The following is a 20415-nucleotide window of genomic DNA, read 5'->3' as shown; positions in this document are numbered from 1 at the left end:
CCTTCTTTGTAGTTTCTATCGGTTGTATGTTGCACACATTGTATGTTTTTATACATTTGAAAAAAACGTGTGAAAATTGTACGATTTTCATTTAGACAGATAATTGATTCAGCTTTAATCTGCCATTAAAGCTGATTTTGATATGTAAAATTTTAAATTTAGAGGAATAACTTTTTTTGGAAAAGTATGTAATATAAAGAAAGTTCATGATAATATTATATTACAAAAATTTACAAAATAACTATACAGAGGGAGCAGTTGTGTTGAAGTTAATTAAAAGGCTAAGCATTATATTACTAATCGTTTCAATTTTCTTTATTGTATATAAACAAAAGGAAAGTCATGACCCCGTTATGGAATATTTAAAAACACATAAGGCAGATAAAAATGTATCTTTTATTCTACAAAGAGACGGAAAAAATCTAGTTAGTATAAATTCTGATGAGGTAATTCCTTTAGCAAGCATGATGAAACTGATGATTGCTGTAGAATTTGCTAAACAATCGGCCGAAAGAACAATTAAAGCTGATCAACAAATTCCTTTAAGTGATTTAGAGGCTTATTATGTGAAAGATACTGATGGCTCTGCTCATCCAGATTGGATTCATTATTTAAAAGAAAAAAAACTTATTCAAAATAATCAAGTAACATTAGAACAAGTTGCAAAAGGAATGTTACAGTTTAGTTCTAATGCAAATGCCGATTATTTAATAGACGAATTAGGTCTTGAAAACATTAATCAAACGATAAAAAATTTACAATTGCCTCACCATCAAGAAATATATCCACTTGTATCTAGTTTATACGTTGCTGGCAATTTAAAAAAAGAAGAGAACTTAACCGAAGACGAAACCTATAAAAAATTGAAAGCTATGTCACAACAAGAATTTTCTAGGGAATCTATTAAGATTCACCAATGGATGAAAAATCCTACTGAATTTAAACAGCGTAATATCCCATACCTTAGCGATATGAAATTTCAAAGAATTTGGTCAGATAATTTACCAGCCGCATCCGCAAAAGACTATCTGCTATTGATGGAACGACTGAATCGTAAAGACTATTTTCCATCGAATGTGCAAAAAGAGTTAGACAAGATTGTCGAATCACTAATGGAAAACCCAAATAACAAGAAGTGGTTGATACATGCAGGACAAAAAGGTGGTTCAACAGCATTTTTATTGACAAATTCCCTTTATGCAAAGGATAAAGATGGAAATATGACGGAAATAGTATTTATGTTTAATAACTTAACTGAAACTGAATATACGAACTTGAGTGAAAATTATAATAAATTCCAATTAAAAATTTTGAAAGACCTAAAATTCAGAAACCGCTTAATTAAAAATTTAGATTAATTAAGAAATCTATCCCACAGTTATCAAGCTACTGGAACTAGTTACTCCCAAAATAATAAAAATATGATTACATACAAAAAGGCTAATTCATCTCCAGGTGAATTAGCCTTCTTCCCATCCAAACCAACAGCAAAAATTTCATCAAATTTACAATGGCCTGTTACGCCAATACATCTGTAACTTGATCCATATTTTCAGAAATCCACTTTACTGCTTCATCAAGTGATGGAAACTCTGTTGTTTGAAATGTTACTTCATCTTGTAATAACCATACATCCTTCACTTCTTGTTGCACACCAGCAATTGACCAATGAAGTAAGCTGTACGGATGATTATCATTTAAAAACGATACCCACGTTCGCTCTGTTGCAATGTTTTGTAATGTACGTAATTGTTTATTCATGTTTATGTTCACCTTACTATTTTTTCAGTATATAGCTTATTATATCATTTCTATTTTCTCACAAAAAGCATTGTTTCTAAACGTTGTCAAGTCATTCTAGTAAGTATATGATAAACATATGCGTTTGGTGAGGAGGTGTAACAATGGGGAAAGTACAAATTAAAGTAAATGATAATGGTTCGTTCCGCATTACAGGGGATGTGGAACTAATCGATGCAGAAGGAAATGCATTTCCAGCAAAGCCGGCATTTTCGATATGCCGCTGTGGGTTATCCAAAAATATGCCGTATTGCGATGGTTCACATAAAGGAAAATTTGAATCGGTTGTACGTGCACCAAAGGAATAAAAAAAACACGCGCACAAGAAAATGTGCGCGTGTTTTTTACATACTTCCCATATAAAATCCAGCAAAAGCACTGCCAATACCTATTATATAACTCATAACAAAATATAGTAATGCCTTTTGCCCTTCTCGTTTATGTATCAATTGTACCATTTCCAGTTGATATGTCGAAAATGTCGTAAATGCCCCCATAAATCCTGTGCCACATAATAATATCCACATTTTAGCTACTTCAGCACCATATAACAGACCGAGTAAAAACGAACCGATTATATTTATAAAAAATGTCCCATACGGAAAAGAATCCCCATATTTTTCTTTTACTATCATACTAATAAAAAAACGGGCAATGGCACCGAAAAAGCCACCGATACTAACAAGTAAAATATTCATATATTTCCTTCTTTCCTCACACCGCGTTCATATAGCATATTCCCAACATAAAATCCGCCAAAAGAGAAAAGCAATCCACCTATCATACTCGCAATCACATATAAAAAGGCCATTGTGAACGCTTCATGCTGTAATAGCTTCAGCGTGTCCACACTAAACGTTGAAAACGTTGTATATGAACCAATTATCCCTGTACCAATAGCACTTATCATAAGCGGTGAAACTTGTTTCATCCGAAAGATAGACATCGTTAAAAATGCTAATAAAAAACTGCCACTCATATTAGCTAACCATGTTGCTAATGGAAAACCAGTAAGCGATGTTATTTCAAAGAGCTGTCCTACTCCATAACGAGCTAAAGCTCCAATAACACCGCCTATTCCTACAGCAATATATTTCATATTTTCACCTCGTTTTAGATAATGTATAAAATTTTTCTACACTAGTATAACAAATTTATGTTCTCATTAATGTAAGATGTAAACACTCCTTTATTTTCATACAATTCTTCACATTCAAATATTTTTTATAGCCTTTTGTCTTTTTTGTGCTATAATGTGAGCAAACAGCATCCTTCGGGGTCGGGTGAAATTCCCAACCGGCGGTGATGAAGTGCAAACTTCTAAGTCCGTGACCCGTTTTCAAGTTGAAAACGGTGGATCTAGTGAGACTCTAGGGCCGACAGTATAGTCTGGATGGGAGAAGGATATGTTTTCTAGTACGTATAATAGGATACTATGTTTATTTCAGCATACGCATTTGTACTGTTTATTTTTTAACATACATATGTTTTCTTTCGTATACCGTTCTCTTTTTTGCTGAAATCATACAATAACACTAGCATGTAAAAAAATAGATATTTGCTGGGCTTCTTTTCTATGCAAACATATCGATTAACGCTAGGTTTCTTTTGCATACTCTCGTATCCTTCTTATATTTCTAGAAACATCGTCTCTCTCACCCCAAGGATTATAATCCTTGGGGTTTTTTGATTTTTTTAGGAGAGGTGAGTTTATGACAGATCAAGAATATATGGCACTTGCTTTGCAATTAGCAAAACATACAGCTGGGCAAACAAGTCCTAATCCTATGGTTGGTGCTGTTGTTGTAAAAGACGGGAATATCATTGGAGTAGGGTCCCACTTACGGGCAGGAACTGAACACGCTGAAGTTCACGCTCTTCGCATGGCTGGTGAAAATGCCCACGGTGCAACAGTATATGTAACGTTAGAGCCGTGCAGTCATCACGGAAAAACACCTCCTTGCTGTGACTTACTCATCGCAAAGAACGTAAAACGAGTCGTTGTTGCAGTACTCGATAGCAATCCGCTCGTTTCAGGTCAAGGTGTCAAGCGATTACAGAAAGCTGGAATTGACGTAACAATTGGTGTACTGGAAAAAGAAGCAAAAGAATTAAATCGTTACTTTTTCCACTACATGAAAACAAAGCGTCCATTTGTCACACTAAAAACAGCAATGAGTTTAGATGGAAAAATCGCTACTCATACTGGTGAAAGTAAATGGATTACAGGTGAAGAAGCACGTGCTGATGTACACCGTTATCGCCATACACACGATGCCATTCTCGTCGGTGTAAATACAATTATTACCGATAATCCGCATTTAACAACGCGGATTGTAAATGGCGGAAAAAATCCGATTCGCATCGTACTTGATACACATTTGCGAACCCCACTTTCATCTCATGTAATTACAGATGGCGAAGCACTAACATGGTTTATCGTTGGAAATGACGTTTCAAAAGAGAAAATCGCAAAATTTCAATCAGATATGGTATCTGTATTGCAAATGAAAACGAATCGTATTGAAATAAACGAACTACTCGATCTTCTCGGAGAAAAAAATATTCTTTCTCTCTTTGTCGAAGGCGGACAAACAGTTCATGCAAGTTTCTTAGAAGCAAAATGTTTGCAGGAACTGATTACTTATATTAGTCCAAAGCTAATTGGTGGTAATGAAGCCCCAACATGTTTTGGTGGAAATGGTTTTACACAACTAAAAGATGCACTCTCGCTGCACATTCAATCGATGGAACAAATTGGTGATGATATAAAAGTAACTGCCACTCCAAGAAAAGAGGTGCCTTATGTTTACAGGAATTGTTGAGGAACTCGGAACAATCTCTAATATGCAGCAAACCGGCGATGCTATGAAGCTGACAATTTCAGCAAAAACAATTTTGGTAGACGTAAACTTAGGTGATAGCATTGCTGTAAACGGGATATGTTTGACTGTCACTTCTTTTACATCCACTTCTTTTACCGTTGATGTCATGCCCGAGACGATGCGAGCCACGTCTCTTCAATCACTGAGCCGTGGCTGGGCAGTAAATTTAGAGCGTGCTATGGGTGCAAACGGCCGCTTCGGTGGGCATTTTGTGACAGGACACATTGACGGCACGGGAACAATTACCGATAAAAAACGAAGCTATAACGCTGTATATTACAAAATACAATTGCCAAACGAATTACTTCGTTATTGTTTACAAAAAGGGTCCGTTGCCATTGATGGTACAAGTCTCACAATCTTTGGAGTTGATGAATCTTCCATCACAATCTCTCTCATTCCACACACATTAAGTCAGTCAGTAATCGGAACAAAAACTACTGGCGATATCGTGAACATTGAGTGCGATATGATTGGAAAATATATTGAACGTTTTATTACAAAGCCAACATCTAAAAAGAGCTCAATTACAGAAAACTTTTTACAAGACAATGGATTCCTATAAGGGAGGAAATGAAATGTTTCATCGAATTGAAGAAGCACTAGAAGATTTAAAACAAGGAAAAGTTGTGATCGTGTGCGATGATGAAAATAGAGAAAATGAAGGAGATTTTATTTCTTTAGCCGAGTATATTACACCAGAAACAATCAATTTCATGATTACACACGGGCGTGGCCTTGTATGCGTTCCTATCACAGAAGAATATGCCGATCGTTTAGAGTTAGGACCTATGGTTTCACAAAATACAGATTCACACGGTACGGCTTTTACAGTTAGTGTTGATCACATTTCAACGACAACTGGTATTAGCGCTCATGAACGTGCAGCAACTGTACGCGAACTATTAAACCCTACAGCGAAAGCAAGTGATTTTAAACGCCCTGGACATATTTTTCCCTTAATCGCAAAAGCAGGGGGTGTTCTTCGCCGCGCTGGGCATACAGAAGCTGCTGTAGATTTAGCAAAATTATGTGGCGCAGAGCCGGCGGGTGTTATTTGTGAAATTATAAATGAAGATGGCACGATGGCACGAGTGCCTGACTTATTAGAAATTGCCAAGCAATTTAGTCTAAAAATGATTACAATTGAAGACTTAATTGCGTATTGCCGTCATCATGAAACGTTAGTGCAGCGCGAAGTCGAAATTACATTACCAACCGACTTTGGTACATTTCGGGCCATTGGCTATTCTAATTCTCTGGATAATCAAGAACATATTGCTCTTATAAAAGGCGATGTTTCTACAGGTCAACCAGCGCTTGTGCGTGTCCATTCTGAGTGCTTAACTGGCGATGTATTTGGATCTTGCCGCTGCGACTGTGGCCCACAGCTTCATGCAGCGCTCGCTCAAATTGAACGAGAAGGAAAAGGAGTTCTTTTATATATGCGTCAAGAAGGACGAGGCATTGGACTACTTAATAAATTACGAGCATATAAACTGCAAGAAGAAGGCTACGATACTGTAGAGGCAAATGAAAAGCTTGGCTTTGCAGCTGATCTTCGTGATTACGGTATTGGCGCACAAATTTTAAAAGATTTAGGGTTACAACAGCTTCGCCTTTTAACAAATAACCCACGGAAAATCGCAGGCTTACAAGGTTATGATTTAGAAGTTGTGGAACGCGTGCCGCTCCAAATGCCAGCAAAAGAAGAAAATAAAGCATATTTACAAACGAAATCAACAAAATTAGGTCATTTATTAAATCTGTAATATATAACTACAATTTGAAAAACAGACATAAAAAACTTTCTTTTTAGCATCTGGCTATGCATAGAAGCGGTCAGAGCCTTTTCCTGCCACGCGCATGGATTAAAACAAAGATAGAAAACGCGAGCAAATCATATTTTTCCGAGCAACGATTTCTATGCTCGAAAAAATTAAAATAAATTTATATAGATTAAGGGAGAGATACATGATGGTATTCGAAGGTCATTTAGTTGGTACAGGATTAAAAGTAGGTGTTGTCGTTGGTCGTTTTAACGAATTTATTACAAGCAAACTATTAGGCGGTGCATTAGACGGTTTAAAGCGTCACGGAGTAGAAGAAAGCAACATTGATGTCGCTTGGGTACCTGGTGCATTTGAAATTCCGTTAATCGCAAAGAAAATGGCAAACAGCGGAAAATACGATGCTGTTATTACACTTGGAACAGTGATTCGCGGCGCAACGACGCATTATGATTATGTTTGTAATGAAGTGGCAAAAGGCGTAGCTTCCCTTTCATTACAAACAGAAATTCCTGTTATCTTTGGCGTCTTAACAACAGAAACAATTGAACAAGCAATTGAACGCGCTGGTACAAAAGCTGGCAATAAAGGATGGGAATCTGCCGTTGCAGCGATTGAGATGGCAAATCTATCCCGCCAGTGGGCATAAAGTGAAACTTCCTCTTGTGAGACGCTTTTCCTCACAAAAGGTTAGCCCATCCAATTGGGCTCTTATGGCTGGTTTGATTTTCTTTCTGCTCTTACTTCTTACCAGCCGTTTGAGCGGAGTGAAATGAAACTACCCATTAATGTGGAAAAAAACCGATTACATTTCAAGTTTAAAATAAAGAGAGGCTTCTGCCTCTTTTTATTTTTCCATTTTTCCTTCCCCGTGTCCTTCTTGTATAATTTGCAGCTCTTCCCGCACTTCTTTTAAATTTTTCCCCTCTGTATTGATTCCAAAATACGCAGCTTGGTGCCGAAAATGCTGTTCGATCCTCTTTTGCAAATCTTTCTGTTCAGGATTTTCAGCAACTTTTACTGGGTCTACACTAACTGCCTTCAATAAAATAAGAAAACTCATAACTGCTAATATATATTGATGCATGCGAATCCCCCAAATCACGATTAAATTCTCTCTTACTATGTACAATTGCAGAATGGGAAATTCGAACACATAATATGTCATCTCTTTACAAATCCAATGATTCCAACACTTATATACGCTTTATTACATTTTATTTACAAAAAAAAGAAAGCTCCTTCATGGAGAGCTTTCTTCACAAGTTATCATAGGATCTACAATGCACATTCCTCAATTTCAAACCCTAGATCTTCAATCATTCCCCAGTCTGCTGTTGGCTCTTGGCCAGCAGTTGTTAAATAATCACCAACGAAGATTGAGTTGGCTGCAAATAAACCCAGCGGTTGAACAGCTCGTAAATTAATTTCACGTCCGCCAGAAATACGAATTTCTTTTGACGGATTCACAAAGCGCATCATTGCTAATACTCTCAAGCACTGCATTGGCGTTAATTCTTTTTGTCCTTCTAACGGTGTCCCCTTTACAGAAACAAGGAAGTTACATGGAATAGAATCTGCATCTAAACGCTTTAATTCAAATGCAATCTCTACGCGTTGTTCCTCCGTTTCACCCATTCCAAAAATAGCACCAGAACACGGTGATATACCCGCATGCTTCGCTTTTTCAACCGTATCAACACGATCGTCATACGTATGAGTTGAACAAATGCTTTCGTAATTATCTACATGCGTATTTAAATTATGATTGTAACGATGCACGCCAGCTTCTGCAAGGCGCTCTGCTTGATCTTCATTTAAGAATCCTAAACAACAACAAATCTTCAAATCAGTCGTTTCGCGAATTTCTTTTACCGCTCCAATAACATGATCTACTTCTTTATTCGTTGGGCGACGGCCAGAAGCTACGATACAATATGTGCCCGCCTTACGACGAATGGCTTCATGTGCACCTTCGACAATCTTCTCTTGTGTTAACCAAGCATATTTATCAATCGGAGCTTCGGATACGATTGATTGGGAACAATACCCACAATCTTCTGGACATAAACCTGACTTCGTATTAATAATCATATTTAATTTTACTTTTTTCCCGAAGTAATGATGACGAATCACATACGCCGCATTCATAATTTCTAAGATTTCTTCGTCTTTTGCTTGTAAAATACTAAGTGCTTCTTCTTTCGTTACATCTCTTCCCTCTAATACTTCAAATGCGATTTGCTTCCAATTTGTTTTCGTTTGTACCTGTTTCATTTCTTCTCTTCCCCTCTTTTTTCATATAAGAAAATAAAGCATGATATGTTGCTACAATTCGTTCACCTTCTGTAAAATCTTGTTCGTATATGCGAAGCATACTGCGAAAGATAGAAGGACTTTGACAATAAGACGCTTCATTACTATTCGTTGCTCCAACTTTACGAATCGATTGTAAAAATTCACGAACTGTAGCAAATGTTTCTATGTAACATGTTTCAGTAACCTGTATATCCCCTGTTATTCTTTTACATAATTCTTGCAGCTGTAATCCTGTAAAAAAGTTTTGCCCAACAGTTGTAGTATCCTCTATGGCACATGCTGTTTTCGCACGCTGAAATGATGTATGAAGCTCATGAAACGTTTCAGTTCCAAATGTTGAAAATAACAGCACACCATCTTCACGTAAATTTTTATATAAATGTACTAACGTAGCTGATAAATTATTTAACCATTGAAATGTTGCGTTAGAAATTATTACATCATATCGTTCATGAAGTATAATACGTTCAATGTCTTCACATTGAAATGTAACAGACTCTACATTACACCTTGTCTTTGCTTTCGCAATCATACTTTCTGCAAAATCAACAGCGGTAATCGTTGCCTTCGGAAAGGATGTTGCTAGTTGCTCTGTGACATAACCTGTGCCGCAGCCAAGTTCTAAAATATGAATTTGTGCCGCTTCATCGAAATGCTCTTTCATATGAGCAAGCAGCCAATCCGCCATCTTTTTTTGAACATTTGCATATTGATCATAGGACACAGCAGCTTGATTAAATCGTTTTTGTAACAACGTCTTGTTAATCATTTCGCTCTATCCCCTTTACGAACTGTATCATTTCTTGTGCACATCGCTTTGCTTGTGTGAAACAAAGTGCATGCCCAGCTTCTTCTATAATCGTGAGTGATGCGTTTATTTTTCCTTGTATATACTCCGCTGCAGAGAGAGGGCAAATCACATCATCTTTTCCATGAAGAAGTAGTACTGGCACATCTACTTGTACTAGCTGTTCTCTAACATCTGTTTCTATTAAATAATGGAGTCCACATTGCAAAGAATGAATCGAATCACCTTGAAATTGTTCAGCTATTTTCAGAAACGCCCTGTCTTGTCCGCTTTCCTGCTCCGCCTTGGAAAACATACTCATATAAAATCGTTTCAACGTATCATCTTTTTGTTTCAAAAGATTTCGGCTCATTCGGTCGACAAAAGAGTGTTTCCAGCCATGTATGTAATCGGAATCTGTTGTAAATTTCGCTGTTCCTCCTAGTAAAACAATCCCTTTCGTTTGCAATAAATGATGCACTTGAAGAGCGGCCAATGCCCCAAGTGACCAGCCAACTAAAATTACTTTTTTATCTTGCGCTACCTCTATAATTCGGCGTTGAAAGTCCTGCTCATCTTCACTATTACGCCAATGAACGACATGCACGGGAAAATCATGTAAATACGGAAGGAATGCTTCCCAAACCTGTTCTTCCATGCCCCATCCGGGTATAAGAATAAGAGTAGGCTGCGTCATGAAATCACTCCTTCTTCTTTTCCAATTTGTACAATCCGCTGCGTTGCCCACTGCAAATCATTATTCGTATGCTGCGCTGTTACGGCAAACCGGATGCGGGAACTATGCTGCGGTACAGTGGGCGGTCGAATCGCAATTGCCGCTATCCCTGCTTCTTGCAATTTCATACTAAAACGGAGCGCTGCTTCATTAGAACCTACAATAACAGGAACAATATGCGTGGTACTGTCTCCAATATGAAAACCAGATTTTTGCAGAGCGGCTCGAAAATATTGGCCATTTTCTATTAATCTATAACGATCTGTTTCATCTTTTCTCACAATGTCAATTGCTTTCCCAATTGCGCCAAGCGTTCCTGGAGGTAACGCGGTTGTAAAAATAAAACTGCGCATCGTATTGATCAAATACTCGATACAAACAGCACTTCCAGTAATATACGCACCATAACAGCCCATTGCTTTACTAAATGTGCCCATGTGAATATCGATTGACTTAGCCAATCGGGGATACTCATGAGCAAGACCTGCGCCATTTCTCCCATATATTCCGCCTGCATGTGCCTCATCAACCATAAGAAGCGCTCCGTACTTTTCTTTCAGCATCACTAAATCTTCTAAGTGAGCCCTATCTCCATCCATACTAAAAATAGTATCCGTAACAATTAGTTTTCGTTTTTCTACCTTTGCAGATTTCAACAATTTCTCTAAATGTTCTAAATCATTATGACGATAGCGCTTATGTTCGGCACCGCTTAATACGATGCCATCTACAATACTGGCATGATTGAGCCTATCGCTAAACACAATGTCATGACGACTTACAAGTGAAGAAATAGCTCCGATATTTGCTATGTAACCGCTATTCACTATTAGTGCTTTTTCAGTTTCTTTCCAAGCACATATATGCTGTTCAATTTCTTCATATAACGGATAGTTCCCTACAACCAGACGTGATGCCGCCCCACTGGTCCCATACTTTTTTGTCGCTTCTATTGCAGCTTCTTTTAATCGTTCATCACCAGCTAATCCTAAGTAATTGTTTGAAGCTAAATTTAATAATCTCTTTCCATTTCGAATGAGCCACGCTTGTTCAGCGTGCTCCGTTGCAAATAATTTTCGGTGCTGTGATGTTTCGATAAGACTCGCTAGCTTAGACTGAAAATGCGTTTCCCACACTGGATTCATTGCGTAAAAACTCCTCTAACCTTGAGATAGCAATACTCTCTTCTGCCGCTTGTAATAATTCATTTCTTGTAAAATCTTCGCGAAGCTCTGGCAGCAATCCAATAACCGGTACGCCGCTTAATTCTTCTATCATTTCTTTATTTTCTAATACTCTTTCTTTTTCTTGTTCTCGGCATCCGGATAAAATGATCCCCGCAACTGATAGGCCGTGTGCTTTTGCATAAGAAGTTGTTAAAATCGTATGATTCACTGTCCCAAGTGTTGGCCTTGCTACAATAAGCAATGGTAATTGCAGTTGTTTCGCAAAATCGACAACGAGGGCATCGTCTGTGTAAGGAACTACAAGTCCACCAGCACCTTCTACTAACAAAGAGTCAAATTGTTTCGATAATTCTTCATAATGACTTGTAATATCTGATAATAATACTTGCCTTCCTGCCCGCTTCATTGCTAAACGAGGCGCAAGCGGTTCTTCAACTGAGTAAGGACAAATCTCCTCACATGATATTGTTACACCTGCAGCTGTTTTCAACCGAGCAGCGTCTCCTTCTCGGTGTGAGGAAAGATGACCACTCTGCAATGGTTTATAGACACCGACATTATAACCACGCCCACGTAGCAAACCCGCTAATGCACCTGTTACAATCGTTTTTCCTACTTCCGTATCGGTTGCTGTCACAAAGAAACCACTCATCATTCTCCCTCCGTTACCTCTTGAATGGCTTGCTGTAAAATCGCAATCATATCATCCAGTTCTTCTATCGTAGAAGCAAGCGGCGGCATAAAGACAACGACATTCCCTAGCGGACGAAGAATCATTCCTAAATCACGTGCTCTTCTGCAAACTTTCACACCGACTCGTTCCTGCCAAGAATATGCTTCCTTCGTTTCTTTATTTTGTACGAGCTCAATGCCAATCATAAAGCCTCGCTGACGAATATCTCCTACATGCTTAAACCCCCGCAGAACTTCTAAGCGTTTTTCGATATATTCCGCTTTATGACTAACAGCTTCTATAAGATTAGTCGTTTCAAATAATTTCAAATTTGCAAGTGCTACTGCACAGCCTAATGGATTCCCTGTATAACTATGACCATGGAAAAACGTTTTTTGTTCCTCATAATCGCCTAAAAAAGCACGATAAATTTCATCTGTCGTTACAGTAATTGCAACCGGTAAATATCCCCCTGTTAGCCCTTTTCCAGCAGTTAAAATATCCGGTGTGATCCCCTCATGTTCGCATGCAAACATTTTTCCGGTTCTGCCAAATCCTGTTGCTACTTCATCTGTAATAAGAAGAACATTGTATGCTGTGCAAAGCTCTCTTAACCCTTTTAAATAACCATCTGGCATTGTAATAATCCCACTCGCTCCTTGGACAAGTGGTTCGATGATAACAGCTGCTACTTCTTCGTGATTCTCTCGTAATAAATCTTCCATTTCTTCTAAATGTTTTTTCACAATCATTTGTTGATCTTCCCCATAAGGAGAACGATATGTATATGGATATGGTACTTTTAACGTATCAAATAAAAGCGTACTATACACTTGGTGAAACATATCAATCGCCCCGACAGATACGGCTCCAATTGTGTCACCATGATACGCTTCTTTCATCGTAATAAATTTTTTCTTTTTAGGCTTTCCTTTATGTTGCCAATATTGAAAGGCCATTTTAATTGCAATTTCAACTGATGTTGCACCAGAATCAGAATAAAAAACTTTCTTCAGTCCATTAGGTACAATTTCAATAATTTTTTCGGCTAATAAAATACTTGGTACATTCGCAATACCGAGTAATGTCGAGTGTGCAACTTTATTTAATTGCTCACGAATCGCATCGTCTAACTCTTGAACATGATGACCATGAACATTGAGCCAAATAGAAGACACGCCGTCCCAATAGCCTTTCCCATTCACATCATATAATTTTCTTCCTTCTCCTCGTTCAATAATGACAGGATCATCTTCCAAATAATCTTTCATTTGAGTAAATGGATGCCACACATAATCTTTATTTTTTTGAGTTAGTTCCTCATATGTAAAAGTTTGATCCATGCTCCTCACAGTCATAATTGCCACCCCTAATGTTAACTTAGTTTATTTAAAGGTTAACATTAGAAAACAAATACTGTCAATTCTTTTTCATAGAATCATATTCTAAAAAAAGAACGACTTATCCTATGATAAGTCGCCCTATTGACCATGCTTCAGTTTACCAATCTCTTGAATTAATTGTTCATCCGTTTTACCTTCTACGTCGATTCCACGTTCTTTTGCATGCTCCCTAAGAAGTTCTTGACGCTTTTCAGAACGCACTGCACCTATTTCTTTTTGAATCTGTTCTTTTGTTTTTCCTTCTGTAGAAATCCCAAATTTATCTGCTGTTTTTTTCATTTTTTCTTCTTCATCTTGTCTTACTGTTTCTTTTGGTTTTTCAACACTTTTCTTTATTGAATTCGGAGATGACGCAAATGCTGTATAAATTCCAGCACCACCAATGATTGTGAACAACATTGAAATAATTATGATTTTCATCTTCATATTTTGCCCTCCTTACATTCATTATAACGAACAAAAAAAGTAATTTGTACCCTTTTTCTCTATCAGACGACTTCAAAAATAACTGTTGACACTTCCTTATTTTATATAATAAAAATTTACTAACATGATATGAATCAGCGATGATAGGATTTAGTAATATTTCGCTTCATGATTTCACAAAGCTGGTGAACGATGCGAACCAGTACAGAACGAAGTATGAATTCCCCCCTTAAGCTTCTTTTACGAAACAGTTGGAGTAATGAAAGACGGTTATAGACCGTTATGTCTGCAAAGTGGTGAAATGTTTTTTATTTCACAATTCAGGGTGATACCGCGCTATTTTCGTTCCTGCATGATTGCAGGGGCGTTAACTTCTTTCCGGGTGAACAATATATCTTACCAAGTCAAGCATTTGCAGAAAAATACGATGAACTAGGCTTAAAGCACCGCGATCTATCATGTGTATTAGAGGATGCTGGTACAGTGATTAATCCGCTTGTACCGTGGGGAGTTAGTGGTGTGTTTCTCTCAAATGTCCTAAACGTACCAACAATGAGTTACTTGCCATACACCGTTTTCTGTTTACTTTGTGCAATCATCACTTTATTTGTTGGATTCACAGGCTTTGGCCTTTCATGGAATAAAGAACATAAAGAAAAAAGTCCGCTGCTTTGCAGTGGACTTTTTTTATTATTTATTTAATTTCTTTCTTCTCAATAACGCTATCGCACCTGCACCAATAAACGCAAGACCTGCCCCTAATGTCGTGAACACATTCGCCCCTGTGTTTGGCAAGTTGTTGTCTGTTTTCGTTTGCTCTTTACCTGAATCTGCTGCTGTCGGCTTCTCTTCGCCGTTTTTATTATCTTCTGTTGTTTTCGGCTGATCTCCGCCATTATTATTATCTGTTGGCGTTGGCGGTTGATTCGTTCCATTATTGCCGCCATTTGGCTTATCTCCACCAGTTGGTTCATCTTTTTTCGTTACATCAATTGCATATTTTGCAAATTCATTTTCTGATGGGCCAACGTAAGAAATATTGCCGTCTTTTGTTATAAATTTTTGTGCGTTCGGAGAAGAATCAAATGTAACATTCAATTTCTCGCCAACAATTGGTTTAAATGCCCAGTTTTTATCTGCCGTCGGGTTAATTGTTTTGATTTGTTTCATATACTCTACAATAATTTGACGTGTTTCATCAGGAGACTGTAAAATCACTTCTCCTTTGCTTACACCTGGGAATGTTTTACTGCTACCACGATAATTATTCGTTGCTACAACAAACTCTTGGCTATCCGATACCGGCTTTCCATCAAACGTTAAGTTCACAATACGATTTGCAGCTTCATTTACAACTTTTCCATCTTTGTCATACTTAGCAGGCTGCGTTACATCAATTTCATATTTCACGCCATCTAATACATCAAAATTGTATGTTGGATAGTTAATATTCACTAGTTTTTGCTCATCTGTGTTCTTTGGATCGATTTGATTAAATTGACCAGCAGACATTTCTAACCAATCTTTCAATTGAGCACCATTTACTTTTACTGCATATAATGTGTTTGGATATACGTATAAGTCCGCAACGTTTTTAATTGCAAGCGTCCCTGCTGGAATATCTGTATAATATGTAGCGCCGTTACGTCCACCTGCTTTAAATGGTGCACCTGCTGATAAAATTGGCAGCCCTTCAAATTTCGTACCCTTCATCTTCTGCTCTGTATACCACTTTTGTGCATTCGTTACGATTTGAACAGATGGATCATCTTGTACAAGCGCAAAGTAACTATTAATTGGCGCTTTCGTTTCACCAACTGGTGTATTTACATATTTAATTGTTCCTTCATGATCATCCTTTATCTCGTCTACTAATTTTTGGTCTGATTCTACTAAAGCATTTCCTTTACTATCTGCAATTGGACGAACAGCAGGGTTCGATTTATCTTTTTGTACTTCCCATTTTCCGTTCACTTGCTTTAATTCCATATCAATCATACCTAAATTATTTCCGAAAACACCTGGCATTACAACCGGAACACCATTATACTTGTCCGTTACTACTGCGTGAGAATGCCCCATAAGTACTGCGTCAACACCAGGAACTTCTGTTGCTAAATAATAGGATGAATTCTCCATTCCAGAATTGTAACCGCTTTTATCAACACCCGAATGAGCTAACGCAACGATAACATCTGCGCCTTCTGCTTGCATTTTCGGCACCATTTCTTTTGCTGTTTCTACAATATCTTTTGCTATTACTTTTCCTTCTAAATTCGCTTTATCCCATCCCATAATTTGCGGTGGTACAAAGCCCATGACTCCAATTTTTATTTTCTGCGTTTGTCCAGCCTCATCTTTTACTTCTTTTTCAAAAACATGATATGGTTTGAAATAATTTTCACCAGTTTTTGCATCATATACATTCGAGTTAATTACAGGAAACTGTGTTTCGCTAGTCACTTTTTTTAAATAATCTAAACCGTAGTTAAATTCATGATTTCCAAGAGAAATGACATCATACTTCATTAAATTCATCATACGATATAACGGATGCACATAGCTTGGATCTTCTTTTTTTATTTTATTTGCCACATAATCGCCAAGCGGCGTTCCTTGCAATGCATCTCCATCATCAAATAAAACAGAGTTTTTTACCTCTCCACGTGCTTGATTAACAAGCGTTGCTGTTTGAACTAATCCTACTTTATTATCTGTTTTTGTTTGATAGTAATCATAGTTCATTAAATTTACGTGAATATCAGATGTTTCTAATATTCTTAGTTTCACATTACTTTCCTCTGCATATGCAGGCGTAATCCATACTTGTGGAGCAATAACACCCAATGCAAGTGTAGCACCAGCTAACGTTTTTGTTGATTTCTTCACAAAAAATCCCCCTTATAGCATAATCCCTAATTATAAAATATACGATGGGATCAGTGTCCCTACTTCTTAATCATCCAAATTGACAAGACGTTAGTTGTCCTACTTCTTTTGCAAGTTGGATAAATTTACCCCATCTGGAATTTATCATAACGAACAGGCGTTAATATCGTCAACAAATTTTGACGTACTTCTACAAAATTTCTGTAAAAACATTGTAAAATTTTCGTGAAGACGTAACATATATTCCATTGCTTCTCATTATGAATATGATAAAATAACCATTTATAAGGAGGATAACATAATGAAAAAACTTCTTTTATCTACAGTTTGTCTCCTCCTTCTTATCATTGCATTTTTGTATTATGACAAGAATCATGAGACAAATATTCAAAAAGAACCTTCTACAGCAACCGTTCCGCACTGGATTGATACACAAACAGATGCGATGCTTCATCATCTTGTCTTAGGTGATTCTCTTGCAAAAGGTTATGGATCTACACAAGGTGGGTATGTACAAGTTGCTTCTCATACATTAGAAACACAATTACAAAAACAAATTATAGTCGACAACCTTGCAATAAATGGCTTAACAACAGACCGGTTACTGCAAATGGTGCAAACCGAAGAAATAAAGCAAAAAATAAAAGAAGCTCATATGATTACAATTAGCATTGGCGGGAATAACGTTTTACACATCAATCGAAATGTCGGTATTATAGAAGGAATGAAATTATTAAATGAAGAAAAAGATCATTTTGAACAAGATTTACAAAACATTGTAAAAACGATTCGTTCCGCTAATCCGAATGCACTCATCATTTTATCTGAGCTCTATAACCCATTAAAATTAGATGATTCCATTGCTTCTTACGCAAATGTTTTCTTAGACAATTGGAACAAAACAATATATTCGATTTCAAAAGAAAATCAACCTTCACTCGTCTTACCGATTCGCAAATTATTACCAAATGATCAAAAAGATTTACTGTATGATCAAGTTCATCCAAATGATAAAGGATATGAAATAATCGCAGAATCATTCGCAAAACAAGTGTTATCATATAAAGTGAAACTTCCATAAGTAGGTGGGGTTCCTACTTATGGTTAGTTGAACCAATCGGGTCCTTACAGACGGTTTTCCACCTTTTATTCACAAAAGAATCATTCTATTTTTATAACATTATGTTTTTTTGTTACAATAAGAACAGAAGGGGGGGCCTGTTATATGGATTCACGTGAGTGGGAACGCATCGTTGATCATCTCCTTTCGCTAGTGCCTCTTTTTTATCGCAAGTTTATGCTTCCTGGAGAGTTCTCTTCTGAGCGACATATGCCGCCATCACATACGCAGGTATTATTGTTATTGCATGAGCGAGATACATTAGCAGTTTCAGAAATCGGTAAACGATTAGCTATTTCAAGGCCGAATATGACACCATTGCTAAATAAACTCATTCAAGAAGAGCTTGTAGAGCGCCATTATAGCGAAAAAGATCGACGTGTTATTTTAATGTCTCTTACAGCCGAAGGAACATCATTAGTCAATCAATACAAACAATTCCTTTTAAAAAAACTAAAAGAGAATTTACAAACATTATCAGCAAACGATCGGGAGCAGTTAACCCATTCATTGCAAACTATCCAAAATTTAATTATGAAAGCCAATATATAAAGCTGCTTCTAACTAGAAGCAGCTTTATGTCTCATAATAGTTTCCGTAATATACATTTGAATACGGCCAAGTAGTTAAATATGGTTTACTTTCTTGTGATGGTTGAACAGTCTGTCTTACATAAGAAACAGGATAATATACAACATGCGGGTAGTACCTAGGATCATAATAAGAAAAAAACATCAACTTTCCTCCTTTTTAGAAGCATATTCAAAAAGGAAATTTGATGTGCATTCATTATAGTTGTGCAATTGGTCTTTTTATTTGTTTCTTTCTTTTCGTCAATCGTAATTTGCGGTTTTTCTCGTATAAATAGTGCATAACAAAATAGGCAATTATGCCGAGTCCAACTCCTATAATCGTCATACCTATTATTACATATACTTCACTTTGTAACAGACTTCTTAATATTGTTAGTCCATTACTTGAAAAAAAATCTCCTATTGTATAATGGTGAAGCGGTATTTTTTTTACTTCAAAAGGATAAATGAGTTTTCCTAATGCATGCGCAAAAGGAATGAGAAGGACAGGTAAAAATGTTATTTTCCCAATAATATTACCGATCACAGCTGCAGGAAATGAACCTTTCAGTAATCGAACAAGTGGATAAAAAATAAGATATACGAGCGAAGCTGTATGAATAACTAACATCTCCATTCCAAATCCAACAGCAAATCCTCGCGATACAATTTTCGCGCCTTCTGGTGCACGCAATAATTTATAATAATTTAACTTCATCCCTCGCCAAATACGCTGAAAGAATGAATATGTTTTCTTATTTACTCGCATCTACATCATCTCTCTTATATTTTTCTGTTTCTTACTATTATAAAGTATGTAAAGAGAAAATGCGAAATCTAGATAAGACATTTCGAACCAAAAACAACCTTCTATTATGAAGAAGGTTGTTCATCTTGTAATAAACTGACTAATAATGTCTTTTGTACATGCAGGCGATTTCCCGCTTGTTGAAACACAATGGATTGTGGACCATCAATGATTTCTGAGGTGACTTCTTCTTCGCGATGAGCTGGGAGACAATGTAAGAAACGATAAGTTGATTTTGCTTCTTGGACAAGTTGCCCATTCACTTGATATGGCTGAAACAATTTATATTTCTCTCTATTGTCTTCTTGCCCCATACTCATCCAAACATCCGTATAAATAAAATCCGCTTCTTTGACAGCCTCTTTTGCATTATATGTAATCTGAATTTTAGCTCCTGTTTCCTTTGCAATTTCAATTGCACGCTTCACGATTTCTTCATTCGCTTCATATCCTAGAGGCGTTGCAACTGTAATGTTCATCCCTACTTTCGCACTCGCAAGGAGCAGTGAATGACAAACATTATTTCCATCACCAACGTAAGCTAGCTTAATATTTTTAAATGTCTTTGCTTCTTCATAAATCGTCATTAAATCTGCCAATGCTTGACACGGATGATGATCATCTGTTAATCCATTAATAATGGGAATTGTCGCTTCCTTTGCTAATTCTTCTACTTCCGCATGTGAAAACGTTCGAATCATAATCCCATCTATATATTGTGATAGCACTTTTGCCGTATCCGCAATACTTTCTCCTCTTCCAAGTTGCAGTTCTTTGCCGTTTAAAAACATACCATACCCTCCAAGCTGAATCATTCCAGCTTCAAAAGATACACGTGTACGAGTAGAGTGTTTATCAAAGATTAATCCTAAAATTTTTCTGTCTAAGAGTGGCAACGTTTTTTCTTTTTTTACATACATCGCAAACTCAATAATTGCAAGGATTTCTTCTTGTGATAATTCTTCTAATGTTAAAATATCCTTTGTTTGCAGTTTTGGTACAGAAACTGTTTTCATACAA

The 20415-nt window shown here is 36.9% G+C and carries 22 protein-coding genes, 2 pseudogenes, 1 riboswitch and 1 other annotated feature; of the genes and pseudogenes, 9 read left to right on the top strand and 15 right to left on the bottom strand.

Annotated elements, in window-relative coordinates; genetic code table 11:
• The first annotated feature begins 206 nt into the window (after positions 1-206).
• Positions 207-1358, top strand: coding sequence for a serine hydrolase (locus PLX19_RS02805; protein ID WP_272186969.1), 1152 nt, complete (start codon positions 207-209; stop codon positions 1356-1358).
• Positions 1359-1518: 160 nt separating this feature from the next.
• Here the strand turns inward: PLX19_RS02805 and PLX19_RS02800 are convergent, their stop codons facing one another.
• Complete coding sequence (locus PLX19_RS02800) at positions 1519-1761, bottom strand: DUF2552 family protein (protein WP_090914031.1); 243 nt, start codon at positions 1759-1761, stop codon at positions 1519-1521.
• 143 nt (positions 1762-1904) lie between these two features.
• Between PLX19_RS02800 and PLX19_RS02795 the strand changes: the two genes are divergently transcribed.
• Positions 1905-2108 (top strand): CDGSH iron-sulfur domain-containing protein, encoded by a 204-nt coding sequence (locus PLX19_RS02795; RefSeq protein ID WP_020059450.1) that lies wholly within the window; start codon positions 1905-1907, stop codon positions 2106-2108.
• Between the two features lie 36 nt (positions 2109-2144).
• Here PLX19_RS02795 and crcB (PLX19_RS02790) read toward each other — a convergent pair whose 3' ends face one another.
• Both crcB (PLX19_RS02790) and crcB (PLX19_RS02785) read right to left on the bottom strand, forming a co-directional pair.
• On the bottom strand, positions 2145-2498 hold the full coding sequence (gene crcB / locus PLX19_RS02790) for a fluoride efflux transporter CrcB (RefSeq protein ID WP_272186968.1): 354 nt from the start codon (positions 2496-2498) through the stop codon (positions 2145-2147).
• Positions 2495-2899 carry a fluoride efflux transporter CrcB gene (gene crcB / locus PLX19_RS02785; RefSeq protein ID WP_272186967.1) on the bottom strand — a complete coding sequence of 135 codons (405 nt, stop codon included), beginning with the start codon at positions 2897-2899 and terminating at the stop codon, positions 2495-2497. The genes crcB (PLX19_RS02790) and crcB (PLX19_RS02785) overlap by 4 nt, the downstream gene beginning before the upstream one ends.
• A gap of 166 nt (positions 2900-3065) precedes the next feature.
• Positions 3066-3209, top strand: a riboswitch (FMN riboswitch).
• A 303-nt stretch (positions 3210-3512) separates the two neighbouring features.
• On the opposite strand from crcB (PLX19_RS02785), the gene ribD reads away from it, so the two are divergent.
• The 4 genes from ribD to ribH all read left to right on the top strand — a co-directional run bounded on the left by ribD (position 3513) and on the right by ribH (position 7124).
• Positions 3513-4625 (top strand): bifunctional diaminohydroxyphosphoribosylaminopyrimidine deaminase/5-amino-6-(5-phosphoribosylamino)uracil reductase RibD, encoded by a 1113-nt coding sequence (ribD, locus tag PLX19_RS02780; protein WP_272186966.1) that lies wholly within the window; start codon positions 3513-3515, stop codon positions 4623-4625.
• Positions 4606-5250 carry a riboflavin synthase gene (gene ribE, locus PLX19_RS02775; protein ID WP_272186965.1) on the top strand — a complete coding sequence of 215 codons (645 nt, stop codon included), beginning with the start codon at positions 4606-4608 and terminating at the stop codon, positions 5248-5250. The genes ribD and ribE overlap by 20 nt, the downstream gene beginning before the upstream one ends.
• A 13-nt stretch (positions 5251-5263) precedes the next feature.
• A complete protein-coding gene (locus tag PLX19_RS02770) occupies positions 5264-6457 on the top strand; it encodes a bifunctional 3,4-dihydroxy-2-butanone-4-phosphate synthase/GTP cyclohydrolase II (protein ID WP_272186964.1) in 1194 nt (397 codons plus the stop codon).
• Between the two features lie 205 nt (positions 6458-6662).
• Positions 6663-7124: a 6,7-dimethyl-8-ribityllumazine synthase gene (gene ribH, locus PLX19_RS02765; RefSeq protein WP_272187009.1), complete on the top strand. Its 462-nt coding sequence runs from the start codon at positions 6663-6665 to the stop codon at positions 7122-7124.
• A 228-nt stretch (positions 7125-7352) separates the two neighbouring features.
• On the opposite strand, the pseudogene PLX19_RS02760 reads toward ribH, so the two are convergent.
• From PLX19_RS02760 to PLX19_RS02725, 8 genes and pseudogenes are all read right to left on the bottom strand, one after another.
• Positions 7353-7562 (bottom strand): annotated as a pseudogene (locus PLX19_RS02760) (hypothetical protein); the annotation flags it as partial.
• A gap of 191 nt (positions 7563-7753) precedes the next feature.
• Positions 7754-8752 carry a biotin synthase BioB gene (gene bioB, locus PLX19_RS02755; RefSeq protein WP_272186963.1) on the bottom strand — a complete coding sequence of 333 codons (999 nt, stop codon included), beginning with the start codon at positions 8750-8752 and terminating at the stop codon, positions 7754-7756.
• Positions 8706-9563 carry a malonyl-ACP O-methyltransferase BioC gene (bioC, locus tag PLX19_RS02750; protein WP_272186962.1) on the bottom strand — a complete coding sequence of 286 codons (858 nt, stop codon included), beginning with the start codon at positions 9561-9563 and terminating at the stop codon, positions 8706-8708. The genes bioB and bioC overlap by 47 nt, the downstream gene beginning before the upstream one ends.
• Positions 9556-10278 carry an alpha/beta fold hydrolase gene (locus tag PLX19_RS02745; RefSeq protein ID WP_272186961.1) on the bottom strand — a complete coding sequence of 241 codons (723 nt, stop codon included), beginning with the start codon at positions 10276-10278 and terminating at the stop codon, positions 9556-9558. The genes bioC and PLX19_RS02745 overlap by 8 nt, the downstream gene beginning before the upstream one ends.
• Positions 10275-11462 carry an 8-amino-7-oxononanoate synthase gene (gene bioF / locus PLX19_RS02740; RefSeq protein ID WP_272186960.1) on the bottom strand — a complete coding sequence of 396 codons (1188 nt, stop codon included), beginning with the start codon at positions 11460-11462 and terminating at the stop codon, positions 10275-10277. Before bioF ends, PLX19_RS02745 begins: the two co-directional genes overlap by 4 nt.
• On the bottom strand, positions 11428-12156 hold the full coding sequence (gene bioD / locus PLX19_RS02735) for a dethiobiotin synthase (protein ID WP_272186959.1): 729 nt from the start codon (positions 12154-12156) through the stop codon (positions 11428-11430). Before bioD ends, bioF begins: the two co-directional genes overlap by 35 nt.
• On the bottom strand, positions 12156-13535 hold the full coding sequence (gene bioA, locus PLX19_RS02730; protein ID WP_272186958.1) for an adenosylmethionine--8-amino-7-oxononanoate transaminase: 1380 nt from the start codon (positions 13533-13535) through the stop codon (positions 12156-12158). Before bioA ends, bioD begins: the two co-directional genes overlap by 1 nt.
• A 123-nt stretch (positions 13536-13658) precedes the next feature.
• Positions 13659-14006, bottom strand: coding sequence for a hypothetical protein (locus PLX19_RS02725; RefSeq protein ID WP_272186957.1), 348 nt, complete (start codon positions 14004-14006; stop codon positions 13659-13661).
• 131 nt (positions 14007-14137) lie between these two features.
• Positions 14138-14359, top strand: a binding site (T-box leader).
• A 10-nt stretch (positions 14360-14369) separates the two neighbouring features.
• On the opposite strand from PLX19_RS02725, the pseudogene PLX19_RS02720 reads away from it, so the two are divergent.
• A pseudogene (locus PLX19_RS02720) lies at positions 14370-14708 on the top strand (Na+/H+ antiporter NhaC family protein); the annotation flags it as partial.
• Here the strand turns inward: PLX19_RS02720 and PLX19_RS02715 are convergent.
• Positions 14697-16895: a bifunctional 2',3'-cyclic-nucleotide 2'-phosphodiesterase/3'-nucleotidase gene (locus tag PLX19_RS02715; RefSeq protein ID WP_272186956.1), complete on the bottom strand. Its 2199-nt coding sequence runs from the start codon at positions 16893-16895 to the stop codon at positions 14697-14699. The pseudogene PLX19_RS02720 and the gene PLX19_RS02715 sit on opposite strands and share 12 nt — an antisense overlap.
• A 301-nt stretch (positions 16896-17196) precedes the next feature.
• Between PLX19_RS02715 and PLX19_RS02710 the strand changes: the two genes are divergently transcribed.
• Complete coding sequence (locus PLX19_RS02710; protein WP_272186955.1) at positions 17197-17976, top strand: GDSL-type esterase/lipase family protein; 780 nt, start codon at positions 17197-17199, stop codon at positions 17974-17976.
• Between the two features lie 144 nt (positions 17977-18120).
• Positions 18121-18567: a MarR family winged helix-turn-helix transcriptional regulator gene (locus tag PLX19_RS02705; protein WP_272186954.1), complete on the top strand. Its 447-nt coding sequence runs from the start codon at positions 18121-18123 to the stop codon at positions 18565-18567.
• A 24-nt stretch (positions 18568-18591) separates the two neighbouring features.
• On the opposite strand, the gene PLX19_RS02700 is transcribed toward PLX19_RS02705, so the two are convergent.
• The 3 genes from PLX19_RS02700 to argF form a co-directional block, all read right to left on the bottom strand.
• The gene (locus tag PLX19_RS02700) at positions 18592-18750 is read right to left on the bottom strand and encodes a hypothetical protein (protein WP_272186953.1); all 159 of its coding nucleotides are present in this window, start codon (positions 18748-18750) and stop codon (positions 18592-18594) included.
• A 54-nt stretch (positions 18751-18804) separates the two neighbouring features.
• Positions 18805-19356: a DUF2062 domain-containing protein gene (locus tag PLX19_RS02695; RefSeq protein ID WP_272186952.1), complete on the bottom strand. Its 552-nt coding sequence runs from the start codon at positions 19354-19356 to the stop codon at positions 18805-18807.
• Positions 19357-19460: 104 nt separating this feature from the next.
• Entirely contained in the window at positions 19461-20411 is a 951-nt protein-coding gene (gene argF, locus PLX19_RS02690) for an ornithine carbamoyltransferase (protein WP_272186951.1), read from the bottom strand.
• Positions 20412-20415 lie beyond the last annotated feature (4 nt).

Source organism: Bacillus sp. BP-3 (assembly GCF_028401955.1).
Classification (GTDB): Bacteria; Bacillota; Bacilli; order Bacillales; family Bacillaceae_G; genus Bacillus_A.
This window is presented reverse-complemented; position numbering and strand designations above follow the sequence as displayed.

What these genes read in the sequence shown, in the direction of transcription:
- PLX19_RS02805 (WP_272186969.1), top strand. Translation starts at nt 207, where the DNA reads ATGATAATATTATATTACAAAAATTTACAAAATAACTATACAGAGGGA.
- PLX19_RS02800 (WP_090914031.1), bottom strand. Translation starts at nt 1,761, where the DNA reads ATGAATAAACAATTACGTACATTACAAAACATTGCAACAGAGCGAACG.
- PLX19_RS02795 (WP_020059450.1), top strand. Translation starts at nt 1,905, where the DNA reads ATGGGGAAAGTACAAATTAAAGTAAATGATAATGGTTCGTTCCGCATT.
- crcB (WP_272186968.1), bottom strand. Translation starts at nt 2,498, where the DNA reads ATGAATATTTTACTTGTTAGTATCGGTGGCTTTTTCGGTGCCATTGCC.
- crcB (WP_272186967.1), bottom strand. Translation starts at nt 2,899, where the DNA reads ATGAAATATATTGCTGTAGGAATAGGCGGTGTTATTGGAGCTTTAGCT.
- ribD (WP_272186966.1), top strand. Translation starts at nt 3,513, where the DNA reads ATGACAGATCAAGAATATATGGCACTTGCTTTGCAATTAGCAAAACAT.
- ribE (WP_272186965.1), top strand. Translation starts at nt 4,606, where the DNA reads ATGTTTACAGGAATTGTTGAGGAACTCGGAACAATCTCTAATATGCAG.
- PLX19_RS02770 (WP_272186964.1), top strand. Translation starts at nt 5,264, where the DNA reads ATGTTTCATCGAATTGAAGAAGCACTAGAAGATTTAAAACAAGGAAAA.
- ribH (WP_272187009.1), top strand. Translation starts at nt 6,663, where the DNA reads ATGGTATTCGAAGGTCATTTAGTTGGTACAGGATTAAAAGTAGGTGTT.
- bioB (WP_272186963.1), bottom strand. Translation starts at nt 8,752, where the DNA reads ATGAAACAGGTACAAACGAAAACAAATTGGAAGCAAATCGCATTTGAA.
- bioC (WP_272186962.1), bottom strand. Translation starts at nt 9,563, where the DNA reads ATGATTAACAAGACGTTGTTACAAAAACGATTTAATCAAGCTGCTGTG.
- PLX19_RS02745 (WP_272186961.1), bottom strand. Translation starts at nt 10,278, where the DNA reads ATGACGCAGCCTACTCTTATTCTTATACCCGGATGGGGCATGGAAGAA.
- bioF (WP_272186960.1), bottom strand. Translation starts at nt 11,462, where the DNA reads ATGAATCCAGTGTGGGAAACGCATTTTCAGTCTAAGCTAGCGAGTCTT.
- bioD (WP_272186959.1), bottom strand. Translation starts at nt 12,156, where the DNA reads ATGAGTGGTTTCTTTGTGACAGCAACCGATACGGAAGTAGGAAAAACG.
- bioA (WP_272186958.1), bottom strand. Translation starts at nt 13,535, where the DNA reads ATGACTGTGAGGAGCATGGATCAAACTTTTACATATGAGGAACTAACT.
- PLX19_RS02725 (WP_272186957.1), bottom strand. Translation starts at nt 14,006, where the DNA reads ATGAAGATGAAAATCATAATTATTTCAATGTTGTTCACAATCATTGGT.
- PLX19_RS02710 (WP_272186955.1), top strand. Translation starts at nt 17,197, where the DNA reads ATGAAAAAACTTCTTTTATCTACAGTTTGTCTCCTCCTTCTTATCATT.
- PLX19_RS02705 (WP_272186954.1), top strand. Translation starts at nt 18,121, where the DNA reads ATGGATTCACGTGAGTGGGAACGCATCGTTGATCATCTCCTTTCGCTA.
- PLX19_RS02700 (WP_272186953.1), bottom strand. Translation starts at nt 18,750, where the DNA reads ATGTTTTTTTCTTATTATGATCCTAGGTACTACCCGCATGTTGTATAT.
- PLX19_RS02695 (WP_272186952.1), bottom strand. Translation starts at nt 19,356, where the DNA reads ATGCGAGTAAATAAGAAAACATATTCATTCTTTCAGCGTATTTGGCGA.
- argF (WP_272186951.1), bottom strand. Translation starts at nt 20,411, where the DNA reads ATGAAAACAGTTTCTGTACCAAAACTGCAAACAAAGGATATTTTAACA.